This is a genomic window from Nocardioides hankookensis (genome assembly GCF_042658885.1).
In the GTDB taxonomy this organism is placed as follows: domain Bacteria; phylum Actinomycetota; class Actinomycetes; order Propionibacteriales; family Nocardioidaceae; genus Nocardioides; species Nocardioides hankookensis.
The window spans coordinates 312853-327814 of sequence record NZ_JBHSRJ010000005.1; the positions used below are offsets into that span (position 1 = coordinate 312853).

Genomic DNA, 14962 nt, shown 5'->3' on the forward strand with positions numbered 1-14962 from the left:
GGGTCCCCTCGGCGTTGTCGGACGGAGGAGCGAAGCGGGGGAGGCCGAGAACGGCGTGGGGTGAGTCATCGGGGGAGGTCCTTCCAGGGCACGTCCTTGTCGACGCGGTGCTCGGTGGGCAGGCCGAGGATGCGTTCGGAGACCACGTTGCGCAGCACCTCCGACGTCCCTCCCTCGATCGAGTTGCCCTTGGCGCGCAGGTAGCGGTAGCCCGCGTCCTTGCCGAAGAAGTCGACCCGGGTGGGCCGTCGCATCTCCCAGCTCTCGTAGCGCAGCCCGTCGTCGCCGAGCAGGTCGACCTCGAGGGACGAGAGCTGCTGGTTGATCCGAGCGAAGGACAGCTTCATCGCCGAGCCCTCCGGGCCGGGTACGCCGGCGGCCATCTTCTGCCGCAGCCGCGTCGCGGTGATGCGGGCGACCTCGGTGTCGATCCACCCGCGCAGCAGGCGCTCGTGGGTCTCGGGGGTGCGCAGCTCGGGGCGCTCGCGCCAGGTCTTGGCGACGTTCATGACCATGCCGAACTCGCGGGGGAACGCGCCGCCGCCGATCGCGACCCGCTCGTTGGAGAGCGTGGCGTTGGCGACCTTCCAGCCCTCGCCGACCGCACCCAGCCGGTCGGCGTCGGGGATCCGCGCGTCGGTCAGGAACACCTCGTTGAACTCGGCCTCGCCGGTGATCTGGCGCAGCGGCCGCACCTCGACGCCCGGGTCGTGCATGTCGAGCGCGAAGTACGAGAGACCGGCGTGCTTCGGCTGGTCGGGGTCCGTGCGGACGATCAGGATCGCCCGGTCGGCGATGTGGGCCGAGGACGTCCACACCTTCTGGCCGTTGACGATCCAGGTGTCGCCGTCGAGGACGGCGCGCGACGACAGGCCCGCGAGGTCGGAGCCCGCGCCCGGCTCGGAGAAGAGCTGGCACCAGACCTCCTCGCCGCACCACAGCGGCCGCAGGTAGCGCTGCTTCTGCTCGTCGGTCCCGAAGGCGAGGATCGTCGGTGCGGCCATGCCGAGGCCGATGCCGATCTTGCGCGGGTCGTTGTCGGGCGCGCCAGCGGCGTACAGCGCCTTCTCGACGATCGGCTGCATCCCGCGCGGCAGCCCCAGCCCGCCGAGACCCTCGGGGAAGTGCACCCACGCCAGGCCCGCGTCGAAGCGCGCGTGCAGGAAGTCGAGCCGGTCGGTCGACCCCGGAGGGTTGTCAGCCAGGAGCCGGTCGATCCGCTCCTTCAGCTGTGCTTCATCCATCTGCGGTGTGCTCCATCGTGTGCCGGGCGATCTCGGTCTTGGCCAGGGAGTTCTTGTGCACCTCGTCCGGCCCGTCGGCGAACCGCAGCGTGCGGATGCCGGCGTACGCCGAGGCGAGCGGGAAGTCCTGCGAGAGCCCGCCGGCGCCGTGCGTCTGGATCGCCTTGTCGAGGATCCACTGGACGGTCTGCGGGGTGGCGATCTTGATCGCCTGGATCTCGGTGTGGGCGCCGCGGTTGCCGACGGTGTCCATCAGCCACGCGGTCTTGAGCACCAGCAGGCGCAGCTGCTCGATGCGCACCCGCGACTCCGCGATCCAGTCGCGGACGACGCCCTGGTTGGCGATCGGACGGCCGAAGGCCACCCGCGAAGCGGCACGCTTGCACATCAGCTCGATGGCCGCCTCGGCCACGCCGATGGCGCGCATGCAGTGGTGGATGCGGCCAGGACCCAAGCGGGCCTGGGCGATCGCGAAGCCGGCACCCTCCTCGCCGATCAGGTTGGTGACCGGGACCCGGACGTCGGTGAAGCGCAGCTCGGCGTGACCGCCGTGCTCGTGGTCGTCGTACCCGAAGACCTCCATGCCCCGGATCACCTCGAGGCCGGGGGTGTCCCGCGGCACGAGGATCTGGCTCTGCTGACGGTGGCGCGACGCCGACGGGTCGGTCTTGCCCATCACGATCATGATCTCCGCGTGCGGGTTCATCGCACCGGTGATCCACCACTTGCGGCCGTTGAGGACGTACTCGTCGCCGTCGCGCTCGATCCGGGTCTCGATGTTGGTCGCGTCGGAGGAGGCGACGTCCGGCTCGGTCATCGCGAAGGACGAGCGGATCTCGGCGGCCAGCAGCGGCCTGAGCCAGCGCTCCTTCTGCTCGGGGGTGCCGAAGAGCGAGAGCACCTCCATGTTTCCGGTGTCCGGCGCCGCGCAGTTCAGCACCGCGGGCGCGAGGTGGCCGGCGCGGCCCGTCAGCTCGGCGAGCGGGGCGTACTGCAGGTTGGTGAGCCCGGGGCTGTCGGCGTGCTCCTTCGGGAGGAAGAGGTTCCAGAGCCCGAGCTCGCGCGCCTCGGCCTGGAGCTCCTTGAGCACCGGCGTCTCCGACCACGCCCACCGGTCGTCCGCGGCGGCGAGCTGGTCGTGGAAGACCGGCTCGGACGGCACGATCCTCTCGGCCAGGAAGGTCGAGAGCTTGTCGTGCAGCTCGGTGGTCGTGTCGTCGAGACCGAAGTCCATGTGTGTCTCAATCCCTTTCGAGTGCGGCGAGGCCGGCCTGGATCAGGGGGTCGAAGCCCGCGCCGATCTGGTCGAAGCCCTCGCCGACGGTCTGGCCCTGCAGGAAGCGGAAGTTGATGCCCTCGAGGATCACCGCGAGCTTGAAGTAGGCGAGCCCGAGGTGGAAGCCCATGTCGCCCAGGTCGCGTCCGATCGCCGCGGCGTACCGGTCGAGCTGGGTGGCGGTGTCCGGGTAGCCGGGTGCGGTGCTGACGTCGGAGACCAGGCCGCTGCCGGGCAGCGACGCCAGCCGGTCGTAGACGAGCAGCAGTGCGACGTCGGTGCGGGTGTCGCCGAGCGTCGCCATCTCCCAGTCGACGACGGCCTTGATCTCGTCGTCGTCGCCGGTGAGCAGGTTGTCGAGGCGGTAGTCGCCGTGCACGATGCCGACCACCGACGGGTCGTCGGCCGGCACCCGCGCGGTGAGGAGGCGGTGCAGCTCCTCGGCGTCGGGGTGCTCACGGGTCTTCGAGCCCTCGAGCTGCTTGCCCCAGCGCCGCACCTGGCGCTCGAGGAAGCCGGCGGGCCGGCCGAACTCGCCGAGCCCGACCTCCGCCGGGTCGACCGAGTGCAGCGCCGCGAGCACGTCGATCATCCGGCCGGCGATGGTGGCGGTCCGCTCCGGGCCGAGGGCCTGGAGCTGGGTGCTCTGGCGGTACGCCGTGCCGAGGATCCGCTCCATCACGTAGAACGGCGCGCCGAGCACGTCGGGGTCGTCGCAGTGGGCGTAGGTCGTGGGCACCGGCACGTCGGTGGGCACGAGCGCGCTCATCGCGGTGTACTCGCGGCCCATGTCGTGGGCGGTCGCCTGCACGTGGCCGAGCGGCGGTCGCCGCACGATCCACCACGACGAGCCGTCGGTGACCTCGTAGGTGAGGTTGGAGCGGCCTCCCGCGATCACCCGCCCGCGGAGGTCGGGGCTGAGCTCGCCGGGCCGCTCGCCGTCGTACCACCGGCGGAACGCGTCGAGGTCGAGTCCGGGGATGTCGGAGGTCTGGAGGTCGTCGCTCATCACACGGCTCCCGCTTCGTCGACCTTCTGCTGCAACCGGCGCATGCCGGCCAGCCAGCGGTCGGTGTCGGTGGCGCGAGCGGCGTAGTAGCCCGCGACCTCGGGGTGGGGGAGGACCAGGAACCGGCCCTCGCTGATCGCGACGACCGCCGCCTCGGCGACCGCCTCGGGTGGCAGTGCGCTGTCGCGGGAGAGCAGTGCCTGCAAGGGGCCTGCGTCCTCGAGCATCTTGGTCTGCACGCCCTGCGGGCAGATGGCGTGCACGTCGACGCCGCGCCCGCCGTACGTCACCGAGAGCCACTCGGCGAAGCCGACGGCGGCGTGCTTGGTGACGGAGTACGGCGCGCTGCCGATCATCGTGAGCAGGCCGGCGGCCGAGGCGGTGACGACGAAGCGCCCGCCCTGGCCGTCGTCCAGCCACCGCGGCACCAGCTCGCGCGCGGCGCGGACGTGGGCCATCACGTTGACGTCCATCACCCGCTCCCAGACGTCGTCGGGCGTCTGGAGGCTGTCGGGCCCGCCGGCGCCGTCGATGCCGGCGTTGGCGAAGAACACGTCGATGCGTCCGAGGGCCTCGGTCGCGGTGTCGACCACGGTGCGGACACCGTCGGCCGAGGAGACGTCACCCGGCACGGCGGTGCCCCCGATCTCGGCGGCGACCGCTCGGGCGTTGTCGGCGTCGAGGTCGTTGACGACCACGCGGGCGCCCTCGGCGGCCATCCGGGTCGCGAGCGCGCGGCCGATGCCGCGGCCGGCACCGGTGACGACGACGCCCTTGCCCTCGAGCTGCTCGGTCATCAGTGACCGCCGGCCAGGGTGACGCCGCCGTCGAGGGTGATCGTCTGGCCGGTCACCCACGAGGCGTCGTCGGAGAGCAGGTAGGCGACCGCGCCGGCGACGTCCTCGACGACGCCGAGCCGCTTGAGCGGGTAGAGCGCGGCGACCTCGTCCTCGCGGCCCTCGAAGAGCGGGCCGGCGAACGCGGTCTTCACGATGGCCGGCGCGACGGCGTTGACCCGGACCGTGGGGCCGAGCTCGACGGCCAGCGACTCGGTCAGGCTGATGAGCATCGCCTTGGACGCGCCGTACATCGCGATCCCGGGGGCGGGCTTCACGCCGGAGACCGACGAGATGTTGACGACCGATCCGCCGTGCTCGCCCATCCACGCACGGTGCGCCTCCTGCACCCAGGCGAGCGCGCCGAGCGCGTTGACCTCGACGATCTTGCGGGCGGCGCCGAGGTCGAGGTCGACCAGGCTGGTGAGCACCGGGTTGATGCCGGCGTTGTTGACGAGCAGGTCGAGGCTGCCGAACGTCTCGATGGTCCGGCGTACGGCGTCCGCGCGGTGGTCGGGGTCGTCGGCCTTGCCGGCGACGGCGATCGCGCGGTCGGGGCCGCCGAGGGTGGCCACCGCCTCCTCGAGCGCCTCGGGCTTGCGAGCCGTGAGGCACACCCGCGCTCCCTCGTCGACCAGCCGCTGGGCGATGCCCAGCCCGATGCCGCGGCTGGCTCCGGTCACGATCGCGACCTTGCCGTCGAGTCCCTGCACGCTCCACGCTCCTTGCCTGTTGACTAAGCGCTTGCTTACCATGCCTCTCGTGACCTCGTCCACCCCCGCGCTCGACGCCCGGACCCGGCTGGCGCGCGCCGCGGTGGAGGCGTTCTCCACGCGTGGCTTCCACGGCACGACGACCCGCGACATCTCGACGGCCGCGGGGATGAGCCCGGCGGCCCTCTACGTGCACCACCGGTCGAAGGAGGAGCTCCTCTTCGAGCTCGCCCACGTCGGTCACCAGCGGGTCCTCGACATGGTGCGGGCGTCGGTCGCCACGTCCGACGACCCGGTCGAGCAGCTCGGCACGCTGGTCGAGGACTTCGTCCGCGACCACGCCCTGGTGCACACCGGGGCGCGCGTCATCAACTACGAGCTGGCGGCGCTCAGCGCGGAGCACCTGGCCGAGATCGTGGCCATCCGCCACGACATCGACGAGGTCGTGCGCGACGTCATCGACCGCGGGGTCGCCGCCGGCGTCTTCCACACCCCCGACCCCCACATGACCGCCCTCGCCGTGCTGTCGCTGGGCATCGACGTCGCCCGCTGGTTCCGCGACGAGGGTCGGTGGTCGCCCGACCAGGTGGCCGTCCACTACCGGCTGCTGGCCCTGCGGATGGTCGGGGCGGCGGGTGGTCTCGAGGCTCGGGCCTAGCGGCCCTCACACCTCAACCACCGAATGGCAGGATCGACCCATGACCTACGAGGCTGCCGAGAACCGTTACGACCCGTCGACCGGGATGCGCTACCGCCACACCGGGCGCAGCGGGCTCCAGCTGCCGGTGATCTCGCTCGGGCTGTGGCAGAACTTCGGGACGGACCGGCCCGAGGAGACGCAGCGCGCGATCCTGCGGCGCGCGTTCGACCGCGGTGTCACCCACTTCGACCTGGCCAACAACTACGGCCCGCCGTACGGCCGCGCGGAGGAGAACTTCGGGCGCTACCTCAAGGACGACTTCGCGCCCTACCGCGACGAGCTGGTCATCTCGACCAAGGCCGGCTACGACATGTGGCCGGGGCCCTACGGCCAGGGCGGCGGGTCGCGGAAGTACGTGCTCGCCTCGCTCGACCAGTCGCTCGAGCGGATGGGGCTCGACTACGTCGACATCTTCTACAGCCACCGCTTCGACCCGGACACTCCCGTCGAGGAGACGATGATGGCGCTCGACCAGGCGGTCCGCCAGGGCAAGGCGCTGTACGCCGGCATCTCGTCCTACTCGGCCGCGAAGACGCAGGAGGCGGCGTCGATCGCCCGCGACCTGGGCACGCCGCTGCTGATCCACCAGCCGTCGTACTCGATGCTCAACCGCTGGATCGAGGAGGACCTGCTCGACGAGCTGGAGCAGCAGGGCATGGGCTGCATCGTGTTCACCCCGCTCGCCCAGGGCCTGCTGACCGACCGCTACCTCGACGGCATCCCCGCGGACTCGCGGGCTGCGCGCGAGGGCTCGTCGATCGGTGGCGACCACCTCGACGAGTCGACGCTGCGCCACGTACGCCGGCTCAACGAGATCGCCGCCGGCCGCGGGCAGAAGCTCGCCCAGCTCGCCCTCCAGTGGGCGATCCGCGACCTGCGGGTGACCTCCGCGGTCATCGGCGCCTCGAGCGTCGAGCAGCTCGACGCCAACCTCGACGCCCTCTCCGGCCCCGAGCTGACGGCCGAGGAGCTGCGGCTGATCGACGAGGACGCGGTCGAGGCCGGCATCAACCTCTGGGCGAAGTCGACCGAGGACTGACGTCCGACCTCTACCCTCGACCCATGAGCACGGTCGCCCACGAGCACGGAGCACTCCGCGAGAACCTCGTGGCCGCACTGCGTGACGACATCGTCTCGGGCCGGCTGGCGCCGGGGACCCCGCTGCGGACCGAGGTCGTCATGCAGCGCTTCGGGGTCTCGAACTCGCCGCTCCGCGAGGCGTTCGCGCAGCTGGCGTCGGAGGGCCTCGTGGTCGTCCAGCGCAACCGCGGCGCCACGGTGGCGCCGCTGGACCGCGCCCATGCCGCCGACGTGTTCCGGGTCAGCGGGATGCTGATGGAGCACGTCGTCCGCTGGGGCCTGCCCCGCTTCGTGCCGGCCGACGTGTCGACGCTGCGGCGCATCCAGCTGGACCTCGACCTCGCCTACCGCAGCGGCGACCTCGTCACGGCGTTCGCCGACTCGGACCGGTTCGGCGAGATCCTGCTCGACCGCTGCGGCAGCCAGGAGCTCGCCCGCGCCGTACGCACGCTGCTGCCGCAGCTGCAGCGGCTGGTCCGGCTGATCGACCCGCTGGAGTTCCTCGCGCTCCAGCAGTCGCTCCAGTCCGCGGTCCTGGCGTCGGCCGAGGACCACGACGTCGAGAGCGCCGTCGTCGCGATCGGCTCGATCTGGCGGCAGGTGGAGCGGGCGGTCGATGCCCTGGGCGACGACGTGATCGCCCACTGAGGGACTCGTCGTGACCGCCGTGGCGCCGCACCCCTCGGTCGTCGCGCTGCGCCGCCGCCAGAGAGCCGGCGCGATCAACCGTCGCGTCGGCTGGGTGCTGCTGCCCGTGATGGTCGCGGCGACCGCCGTGCACTACCTTCCCCTCGGCACCTCGACGCTGGCCGGCGTGCTCGTGGCGCTGGTGGTCGGGCTCAACACGACGCACCTGGGCCTCTCGGTCTACGTGTTCGGCCTCGTGCGCCCACGCCGGACCCTCAAGGTCTTCCACATCTACTTCGGCTATGCGCTCGGCGTGGTGATCTGGGTGTCGCAGACCAACCTCGACAACGAGCCGCTGCACACCTACCTGACCGTCCTGATGTTCGCCGGGATCGCGGTGCACCTGGTGCTCGCCACGCGCTACGCGGCCCGGCGCCGGGCCGCGCAGCACGTCGCGAGCACCTACCTCAGGAGCTGAGCCTCATCGGATGACGACGCGGGCGCTGTCCACCGCCGCGGTGTCACGCAGGGCCGGGCTCACCCGCAGCCCGGCGTACCGCACGATGACCCGGCCGGCGACCGTCGGCCGGTAGACCACCTTCCCCTGCTGCACACCGGCAGCGGCCCGGCGCAGCGTGATGGTGCCGAGGCGGACCTGCCTGCCCCGGGCCGGGTCGAAGACGACCACGACCGTACGACGTGCGCCGCCGTCGGCCCCACGGAGCCGGACCGACCAGGTGGCCTTCCTCCCTGCGCGCACGGCCTGCCGGGCCGGGCCGACCCTGAGCGTGCTGCGCACCGTGGTGACCGGGGTCGTGGTGGGAGACGTCGAGGGGGTGGGGGTCGGGCTCGGCGTCGTCTCGGTGTCGCGCGTCCAGATCGCGAGCGTGTCCTGGTCGAAGGAGCTGAAGACGAGCTCGTTGCCCTCCCGACCGTTCAGGTCGGCGACCACCGCGCCGCCGGCCTGGCCGAAGTACTCGCCCTGGTCCGTGAGGCGGTGGAGTGCGGTCTCGCCGTCGCCGAGGTTCTCGATCCACCACAGGCGGCGGTCGCCGTCGCCCGACACGGCGAGGTCGACGTCGCCGTCCCCGTCGACGTCGCCGTACCCGAGCACGCCGGGCGCGCCCTGGCCGGGGCCGTAGCGCGACGTGATCGCGTTGCTGAACTCGGGGTAGTCGTCGCGGTTGGTGCCGTAGTCGGACGGGCATGCCTCCGGCGGCGTGGCCGGGTCGGAGAGCGTCGTCCGGGCCCAGGGCGCAGCGAGGTCGTCGCCCGGGGTGAACTCGATGACCTGCTCCGGCCACGCGAACGACGCGTTCAGGAGCGCGAAGGTGCAGCGGTTGACGTGGTTGGTGCCGATCCACGAGACGGTGCCCGGACCGTGGAAGCCGGGCACCGGGCGGATCTGGAAGCCCATGCCGACGTCGGTGAGCTTGGCGATCGTGTGCGGCGTGAAGTCCGCGGCGGCGAGGACGCCGTCCGTGTCGGTGTTCTCGAGCCAGAGGAAGGACGCCGAGGTCGACATGCTGTTCAGCAGGTGGAAGTACTGCGACGACACGATGTCGAGGTCGTCGTCCCCGTCGACGTCGTACACCACCGGCTGGCTGCCGCCGAGGTTCACCGCGAGCTCGACGGGCGCGGCGAAGGCGCCGCCGCCGAGCCCCTGGAAGAACTGCGTGCGCACCTCGTCGTCGACCTGGTTGCCCGCCTGCTTGGCCTCCTCGCTGACCGCCACCAGGTCGAGGGTGCCGTCGCCGTCGAGGTCGACGTGCTGGACGCCGTGGTACGAGCCGGCCTGGCCCTCGACGACGACGTGCTTGGTGAACGGCGTGCCGGCCCCTTTGTTCTCCCACCAGGTGATCGCGCCGGTGGTGTTCAGCCAGGTCGGTGCCGACGCGTCGGTCCCGAAGAAGTAGCCGGACGGCACGATGATGTCGTTGTCGCCGTCACCGTCCACGTCGTCGATCGTGGTGGCGTTCGGGAAGACGATGCCCGCGCCCGCACCGAACACCGGGACCTTGGTCCAGGTGTTCAGCCTCGCGCCCGGCCGGTAGAGCTGGAGGGTGCCGCCGCCGACGGGGCGGCCGTTGTCGTCGAGCTCGCCGTAGCCGCTCGTCACGATGTCCTGCTCGGTGCCGAGCACCTGGCCGACCGAGGTGAAGCTGGCCCCGAGGATCCCGGTGTCGATGTCGATGCGGCGGAACGTCGGGGTCTCGGTGGCGTCGCCGGACGCGTCGGCGGGCAGCACGACGAGGGCGGCGGGGATCGCGGCGATGCCGGCGGTGACGATCGCGGCCAGCAGGACGGGACGGAGCGGGGTCACGGGCGGTCCTTCCGATGGGGGAGTGACCACCGTGCCAGTATTTCGCACAATCCAGAGGAATTTTGCGAAACTTCGTATATCAGAGATGACTTGCGGGGTCGGGCGCCCGAGCCCGGTCCCGGCTGTTCTCCCAGAGCTGGCAGCCGACCAGCACGACCACCGCGAGGACCGCGCCGGCGAGCACGTCGATCACGTAGTGCTCCGCGTAGTAGACGAGCGTCGTGCACATCAGCAGCGGGTAGAGCGCGAGCAGCCAGCGCCACGGCGTACGCAGCCGCTGGATGCCGTAGATCGCGATCAGGAAGGTGATCCCGGCGTGCAGCGACGGCATGGCGGCCACCGGGTTGCCGACGCCCTGGAGCACGACGTCCATGCGGCCGAGGCCGATGTCGTGCCACCCGCGGCCGGTGATCCGGACGACGTCGGCGTGCAGCCAGCCCTCCTCGGAGGCCATCCACGGCGGCGCCATCGGGTAGGCGATGTAGACGACGAGGGCGCCGAAGTTGATGATCACGTAGCGGCGCATCCACTTGATCCACTCGGCCCGGTTGCGCACCCACAGCACGGCCGCGATGGTCAGGCCGGTGACGAAGTGCGTCGCGTAGACGGTCGTGAAGAGCACGTCGTACCAGCGCGGCTCGCTGGTCCGCAGGCACGGGTCGCCGCAGAGCGCGTGCTGGAGCCGCTCGGTGGGTGTCTGCCCGAAGCCGATCCACTCGTCGAAGTGGATCGGCATGTAGACGTGCACCGGCAGCCCGAGCTCGTCGGTGAGCCCACGCGTGAAGAAGTAGATGACGAGGCCGGCGACCGGGATCCACCAGTCCTTGAGGAAGTTCAGGTGGTAGCGCGGCTCGGCCTCGATGTTCCACGCGACGGTGCCGAGCCACAGCCAGAGGAAGACCCCGATGGTGTCGTTGGGGATGCCCAGCGTCTCCGACCACAGGATCAGGAGCGCGGCGTACGCCAGCATCGCGACGAGGCGGACCTTGCGCCGGGTCCGCGGGTACGGCGTGGGCCGGGAGATGTCGGCGAGCTGGTGCTCGTCCTCCTCGGCTCCCCGCGTCATGCCGGTGATTCTAGGAGGACGTTCACCGAGCGTTCATGCCGGCTCTCAGTCGGTGCGGTTGCCCGACACCACGCCGGGGTAGGCCGCGACCAGTCCGCGCAGGGCCTTCCGGGACCGGTCGAAGCCGAACTCGTGGCGCAGGTGCGCGACCACGGTCTGGCGGATGGCGGGCCAGGCCTCCGTCGGGGGCAGTGCCGGCGGGCTGCACCCGTCGGTCGCCAGGGCCACGAACGACTCCGGGACCGGCAGGCCGAGGAGGTCGGCGATCGCGAGCAGTCCGCCGTCGCCGGCGCCGATCTCGCAGAGGTCGCTGAAGGCGTGGTGGCCGCCGCCGACGAGCACCAGGCGCTTCGGGTCGCGCAGCTGGTCGTACGCCGCCTCCATCCGGTCCGGGGTGATGATCCCGTCGGCCGTGCCGGCCATCAGGAGACCGGGCTGGTGCGGGACCTTGGTGCGTGGGCCCTTCGCGTCGCCGGTGAGGGCGCCGACGCTGGCGCCGGCCAGGCCGACGAACGTCGTGATGCGCTTGTCGACGGCGGCGAGCGCCTCGACCGCGCTGCCGCCGGCGGAGTGGCCGACGGCGCCCACCAGGTCGGTGTCGACGTGACCGCTGAAGCGGCCGCGGGCGGCCCGGTCCAGGGAGCGCATCAGGGTGATGGTCCGGCTCAGGTCCTTCACGTCGGGGTCGCCGGTGCTGCTCGTGCTGAAGCTCAGCGCGGCCGCGAGGTCGCGGTTGGGGTGGTCGGGCGCCGCGACGACGAAGCCCCACGACGCCAGCCACGACGTCAGGAACGACGACTGCGTGGGGAAGCCGGCGAACCCGTGGCTGAACACCACCAGCGGGAAGCGGCCGCGCGCGACGTCGAGGCCGCGCACCCCGCCGCTCGGGTAGGTGACCGAGGCGCCGTCCGGGACGACCGCCTGGTACGACGGCGGCAGGGCGTCGACGACGTCGTACCTCGCCGGGCGCTTGCCCTTCGCGTCGGCCTTGCGGGACGGGTACCAGACCTCGACGGCCGACCCGGTCGGCGGCAGCTTCAGCCTGGCCTCGCCGACCGCGAACGGTCCCCGCACGGCGAAGCTCGTCGGGCCGAGGTCCGCGACCTTCGGGACCCGGTCGGCGGCGTCCGCGGTCGCCGCTGGTCCGGCGAGGGAGAGCGACAGGGCGAGGGTCGATCCGAGCGCCGCGAGGACGGCGAGCGGTCGGACGGTGCGGCGCGGTGTGTCGTCGGTCACGCCGGCACCGTAGCGGCCGGCGTCCGGCGCCCGTGGCAAAACCGGTGTCCCGCAGCGGTGCGAGCAGGGAGAATCACCCGACGTGGGACACGTGGATGTGGCAGGGGTGCGCTACGAGCTGCCGGACGGCCGGGTGCTGCTGGACGACGTGTCCTTCCGGGTCGGCGAGGGCGCGAAGGTCGCCCTGGTCGGCGCCAACGGGGCCGGCAAGACGACCCTGCTCCGGATCATCACCGGCGACCTGGCGCCGCACGCGGGGGCGATCACCCGCTCGGGCGGCCTCGGGGTGATGCGGCAGAACGTCGGTGCCGCACTCGGCGACGACCCCACCGTCGGCGACCTGCTGCTCAGCGTCTCCCCGCCGAGGGTCCGTACGGCGGCGGCCGGGGTCGAGCGCTACGAGCTCGCCCTGATGGAGACCGACGACGAGCAGACGCAGATGGCCTACGCGCACGCGCTCTCGGAGTTCGCGGACGCGGGTGGCTACGACATCGAGGTCACCTGGGACGTCTGCACGATGGCGGCGCTGGCGCTGCCCTACGACCGCGCCAAGTACCGCACGCTCAGCACCCTGTCCGGCGGCGAGCAGAAGCGGCTGGTCCTCGAGCTGCTGCTGCGCGGCCCCGACGAGGTGCTGCTGCTCGACGAGCCCGACAACTACCTCGACGTACCCGGCAAGATCTGGCTCGAGGAGCGGATCCGCGAGTCCGACAAGACCATCCTGATGATCAGCCACGACCGCGAGCTGCTGAACAACACGGCGACGCGCGTCGTCACCGTCGAGCTCGGCGCCGGCGGCAACACCGTCTGGACGCACCCGGGCGGGTTCGCGTCGTACCACGAGGCGCGCCGCGACCGCTTCCTGCGCTTCGAGGAGCTGCGCAGGCGCTGGGACGAGGAGCACGCGAAGCTCAAGCAGCTCGTGCTGCACTACAAGATCAAGTCGGAGTACAACGACGGGATGGCGTCGCAGTACCGCGCCGCACAGACCCGGCTGCGCAAGTTCGAGGAGGCCGGCCCGCCCACCGAGCAGCCGCGCGAGCAGCAGGTCACGATGCGTCTCACCGGCGGTCGCACCGGCAAGCGCGCGGTCGTCTGCGAGGACCTGGAGCTGACCGGCCTGATGAAGCCCTTCGACCTCGAGGTCTGGTACGGCGAGCGGGTGGCGGTCCTCGGCTCCAACGGGTCGGGGAAGTCCCACTTCCTGCGGCTGCTCGCGATCGGGGGCAGCGACCCGGACGTCGAGCACCGGCCGGTCGGAGACGTCGAGATCAAGCCCGTCGTCCACTCCGGCAAGGCGAAGCTCGGCGCCCGGGTCCGCCCCGGCTGGTTCGTGCAGACCCACGAGCACCCCGAGCTGGTCGGTCGCACGCTGCTCGAGATCCTGCACCGCGGCGACGGCTCGCCCCACGGTCGCGCCGGCATGGGCCGCGAGCAGGCCGCCCGCGTGCTCGACCGCTACGAGCTGGCGCACGCCGGCGAGCAGCGCTTCGAGTCCCTGTCCGGCGGGCAGCAGGCGCGCTTCCAGATCCTGCTGCTCGAGCTGTCCGGCGCCACGCTGCTGCTGCTCGACGAGCCGACCGACAACCTCGACGTGCAGTCGGCCGAGGCGCTCGAGGACGGGCTCGCCGCCTTCGACGGCACCGTCCTCGCCGTCACCCACGACCGGTGGTTCGCCCGGGGCTTCGACCGGTTCCTGGTCTACGGCGCCGACGGCGAGGTCTACGAGTCCGACGGGCCGGTCTGGGACGAGGGCCGCGTGCAGCGCACCCGATGAGCGACCTCGAGATCGTCCGGCTCGACGTCCACGACGACGAGGCCTTCGACGCCTGGCACCACGCCTACGAGGTCGCCGAGGCTGCGTCGGGGCCCGACGTCGCCGCGCCCTGGCAGCTCGAGGAGGTCCGGGCGCTGATGCAGCGTGAGGGCCGCCGCTTCTGGGACGAGGGGTGGTCCGGGCTCGTCGACGGACGCGTCGTCACCGCCGGCTGGGTCCGCCTCTCGCTGCTCGACAACACCGACCGCGCGGAGCTCGCGGTGCACACCGTCCCCGATGCGCGCCGTCGCGGGTACGCCGCCGCGATGCTCGACCACGTCGAACGCGTCGCGCGCGAGCACGGCCGCACGACGATGTTCGGCGAGAGCTCCTGGCCGTACGCCGGCGGCCCGGCGGGCGCCGGGGAGCCGGGACCCGAGTTCGCCCGGGCTGCCGGCTACGACCTCGCCCTGGGCGACGTGAAGCGGACGCTCGCGCTGCCCGTGCCGTCGGGCGTCCTCGAGCGGATGGCGGCTGAGGTCGCTCCGCACCACGACGGCTTCACCCTGCGCTCCTGGGCCGGGCCGGTCCCCGACGACCTCGTGGAGGGGTGGGCGCGCCTCAACGGAAGCCTGACGACCGAGGCGCCGATGGGCGACCTCGACCTCGAGCCGGAGTACGCCGACGTCGGGACCGTGCGCGAGACCGAGGCGCTGATCGTGGCCCAGGGGCGGACGAAGTACAACACCGTCGCGTTGGACCCGGCCGGTGAGCTCGTGGCGTTCACGGACCTCGCGACCACCGTGCACGAGCCGGGGAGGGCCTACCAGTGGGGGACCCTGGTCCGCGGTGACGCCCGCGGCCGCCGCCTCGGCCTGGCCGTGAAGCTGGCGAACCTGCGCCTGCTCCAGACCGAGCGTCCCGACATCCACACGCTCACGACGTACAACGCCGAGGTCAACCGGCACATGGTGGAGGTCAACGAGCGGCTGGGCTTCGTCCCGGTCGCCCGCCTCGGCGAGTTCCAGAAGCGACTGCCCAGGACCAAAGAGGAGGGCCCCTCCGGCTGACAGGGAGACGGGCCCGGTTGCCGGTG

Annotated in this window: 14 protein-coding genes; 6 read left to right on the top strand and 8 right to left on the bottom strand. The window is 71.9% G+C overall.

What is annotated here, in order from left to right; translation table 11 throughout:
• Window positions 1-65: 65 nt before the first annotated feature.
• The 5 genes from ACFPYL_RS16080 to ACFPYL_RS16100 are packed head-to-tail and all read right to left on the bottom strand — an operon-like array spanning window position 66 to window position 5078.
• On the bottom strand, window positions 66-1244 hold the full coding sequence (locus ACFPYL_RS16080) for an acyl-CoA dehydrogenase family protein (RefSeq protein WP_379156287.1): 1179 nt from the start codon (window positions 1242-1244) through the stop codon (window positions 66-68).
• A complete protein-coding gene (locus tag ACFPYL_RS16085) occupies window positions 1237-2478 on the bottom strand; it encodes an acyl-CoA dehydrogenase family protein (protein ID WP_379156290.1) in 1242 nt (413 codons plus the stop codon). The genes ACFPYL_RS16080 and ACFPYL_RS16085 overlap by 8 nt, the downstream gene beginning before the upstream one ends.
• 7 nt (window positions 2479-2485) lie before the next feature.
• Window positions 2486-3529: a phosphotransferase family protein gene (locus ACFPYL_RS16090; protein WP_379156292.1), complete on the bottom strand. Its 1044-nt coding sequence runs from the start codon at window positions 3527-3529 to the stop codon at window positions 2486-2488.
• Complete coding sequence (locus tag ACFPYL_RS16095) at window positions 3529-4326, bottom strand: SDR family NAD(P)-dependent oxidoreductase (RefSeq protein ID WP_379156295.1); 798 nt, start codon at window positions 4324-4326, stop codon at window positions 3529-3531. The genes ACFPYL_RS16090 and ACFPYL_RS16095 overlap by 1 nt, the downstream gene beginning before the upstream one ends.
• Window positions 4326-5078 carry an SDR family oxidoreductase gene (locus tag ACFPYL_RS16100; RefSeq protein WP_379156297.1) on the bottom strand — a complete coding sequence of 251 codons (753 nt, stop codon included), beginning with the start codon at window positions 5076-5078 and terminating at the stop codon, window positions 4326-4328. Before ACFPYL_RS16100 ends, ACFPYL_RS16095 begins: the two co-directional genes overlap by 1 nt.
• Before the next feature lie 40 nt (window positions 5079-5118).
• Here ACFPYL_RS16100 and ACFPYL_RS16105 point away from each other — a divergent pair, with 40 nt between their 5' ends.
• From ACFPYL_RS16105 to ACFPYL_RS16120, 4 genes are read left to right on the top strand one after another with little or no spacing between them, the layout of a single operon-like run.
• Complete coding sequence (locus ACFPYL_RS16105; RefSeq protein ID WP_379156867.1) at window positions 5119-5736, top strand: TetR/AcrR family transcriptional regulator; 618 nt, start codon at window positions 5119-5121, stop codon at window positions 5734-5736.
• A 40-nt stretch (window positions 5737-5776) separates the two neighbouring features.
• On the top strand, window positions 5777-6817 hold the full coding sequence (mgrA, locus tag ACFPYL_RS16110; protein ID WP_379156300.1) for an L-glyceraldehyde 3-phosphate reductase: 1041 nt from the start codon (window positions 5777-5779) through the stop codon (window positions 6815-6817).
• Between the two features lie 23 nt (window positions 6818-6840).
• Window positions 6841-7506 (top strand): GntR family transcriptional regulator, encoded by a 666-nt coding sequence (locus ACFPYL_RS16115; protein ID WP_379156302.1) that lies wholly within the window; start codon window positions 6841-6843, stop codon window positions 7504-7506.
• Window positions 7507-7516: 10 nt separating this feature from the next.
• Window positions 7517-7963: a hypothetical protein gene (locus tag ACFPYL_RS16120; RefSeq protein WP_379156305.1), complete on the top strand. Its 447-nt coding sequence runs from the start codon at window positions 7517-7519 to the stop codon at window positions 7961-7963.
• A 3-nt stretch (window positions 7964-7966) separates the two neighbouring features.
• Here ACFPYL_RS16120 and ACFPYL_RS16125 read toward each other — a convergent pair whose 3' ends face one another.
• The 3 genes from ACFPYL_RS16125 to ACFPYL_RS16135 form a co-directional block, all read right to left on the bottom strand.
• On the bottom strand, window positions 7967-9808 hold the full coding sequence (locus ACFPYL_RS16125; RefSeq protein WP_379156308.1) for an FG-GAP-like repeat-containing protein: 1842 nt from the start codon (window positions 9806-9808) through the stop codon (window positions 7967-7969).
• Between the two features lie 79 nt (window positions 9809-9887).
• Complete coding sequence (locus tag ACFPYL_RS16130) at window positions 9888-10874, bottom strand: phosphatase PAP2 family protein (protein WP_379156311.1); 987 nt, start codon at window positions 10872-10874, stop codon at window positions 9888-9890.
• A 45-nt stretch (window positions 10875-10919) separates the two neighbouring features.
• On the bottom strand, window positions 10920-12110 hold the full coding sequence (locus ACFPYL_RS16135) for an alpha/beta hydrolase family protein (RefSeq protein ID WP_379156313.1): 1191 nt from the start codon (window positions 12108-12110) through the stop codon (window positions 10920-10922).
• 82 nt (window positions 12111-12192) lie between these two features.
• Here ACFPYL_RS16135 and ACFPYL_RS16140 point away from each other — a divergent pair, with 82 nt between their 5' ends.
• Both ACFPYL_RS16140 and ACFPYL_RS16145 read left to right on the top strand, forming a co-directional pair.
• Window positions 12193-13887, top strand: a complete 1695-nt coding sequence (locus ACFPYL_RS16140) for an ABC-F family ATP-binding cassette domain-containing protein (protein WP_379156316.1) — start codon at window positions 12193-12195, stop codon at window positions 13885-13887.
• The gene (locus ACFPYL_RS16145; protein WP_379156319.1) at window positions 13884-14936 is read left to right on the top strand and encodes a GNAT family N-acetyltransferase; all 1053 of its coding nucleotides are present in this window, start codon (window positions 13884-13886) and stop codon (window positions 14934-14936) included. Before ACFPYL_RS16140 ends, ACFPYL_RS16145 begins: the two co-directional genes overlap by 4 nt.
• Window positions 14937-14962: the final 26 nt, after the last annotated feature.

Coding starts and splice junctions, on each gene's coding strand:
- ACFPYL_RS16080 (WP_379156287.1), bottom strand. CDS start 1,244: ATGGATGAAGCACAGCTGAAGGAGCGGATCGACCGGCTCCTGGCTGAC.
- ACFPYL_RS16095 (WP_379156295.1), bottom strand. CDS start 4,326: ATGACCGAGCAGCTCGAGGGCAAGGGCGTCGTCGTCACCGGTGCCGGC.
- ACFPYL_RS16090 (WP_379156292.1), bottom strand. CDS start 3,529: ATGAGCGACGACCTCCAGACCTCCGACATCCCCGGACTCGACCTCGAC.
- ACFPYL_RS16130 (WP_379156311.1), bottom strand. CDS start 10,874: ATGACGCGGGGAGCCGAGGAGGACGAGCACCAGCTCGCCGACATCTCC.
- mgrA (WP_379156300.1), top strand. CDS start 5,777: ATGACCTACGAGGCTGCCGAGAACCGTTACGACCCGTCGACCGGGATG.
- ACFPYL_RS16115 (WP_379156302.1), top strand. CDS start 6,841: ATGAGCACGGTCGCCCACGAGCACGGAGCACTCCGCGAGAACCTCGTG.
- ACFPYL_RS16145 (WP_379156319.1), top strand. CDS start 13,884: ATGAGCGACCTCGAGATCGTCCGGCTCGACGTCCACGACGACGAGGCC.
- ACFPYL_RS16105 (WP_379156867.1), top strand. CDS start 5,119: ATGCCTCTCGTGACCTCGTCCACCCCCGCGCTCGACGCCCGGACCCGG.
- ACFPYL_RS16085 (WP_379156290.1), bottom strand. CDS start 2,478: ATGGACTTCGGTCTCGACGACACGACCACCGAGCTGCACGACAAGCTC.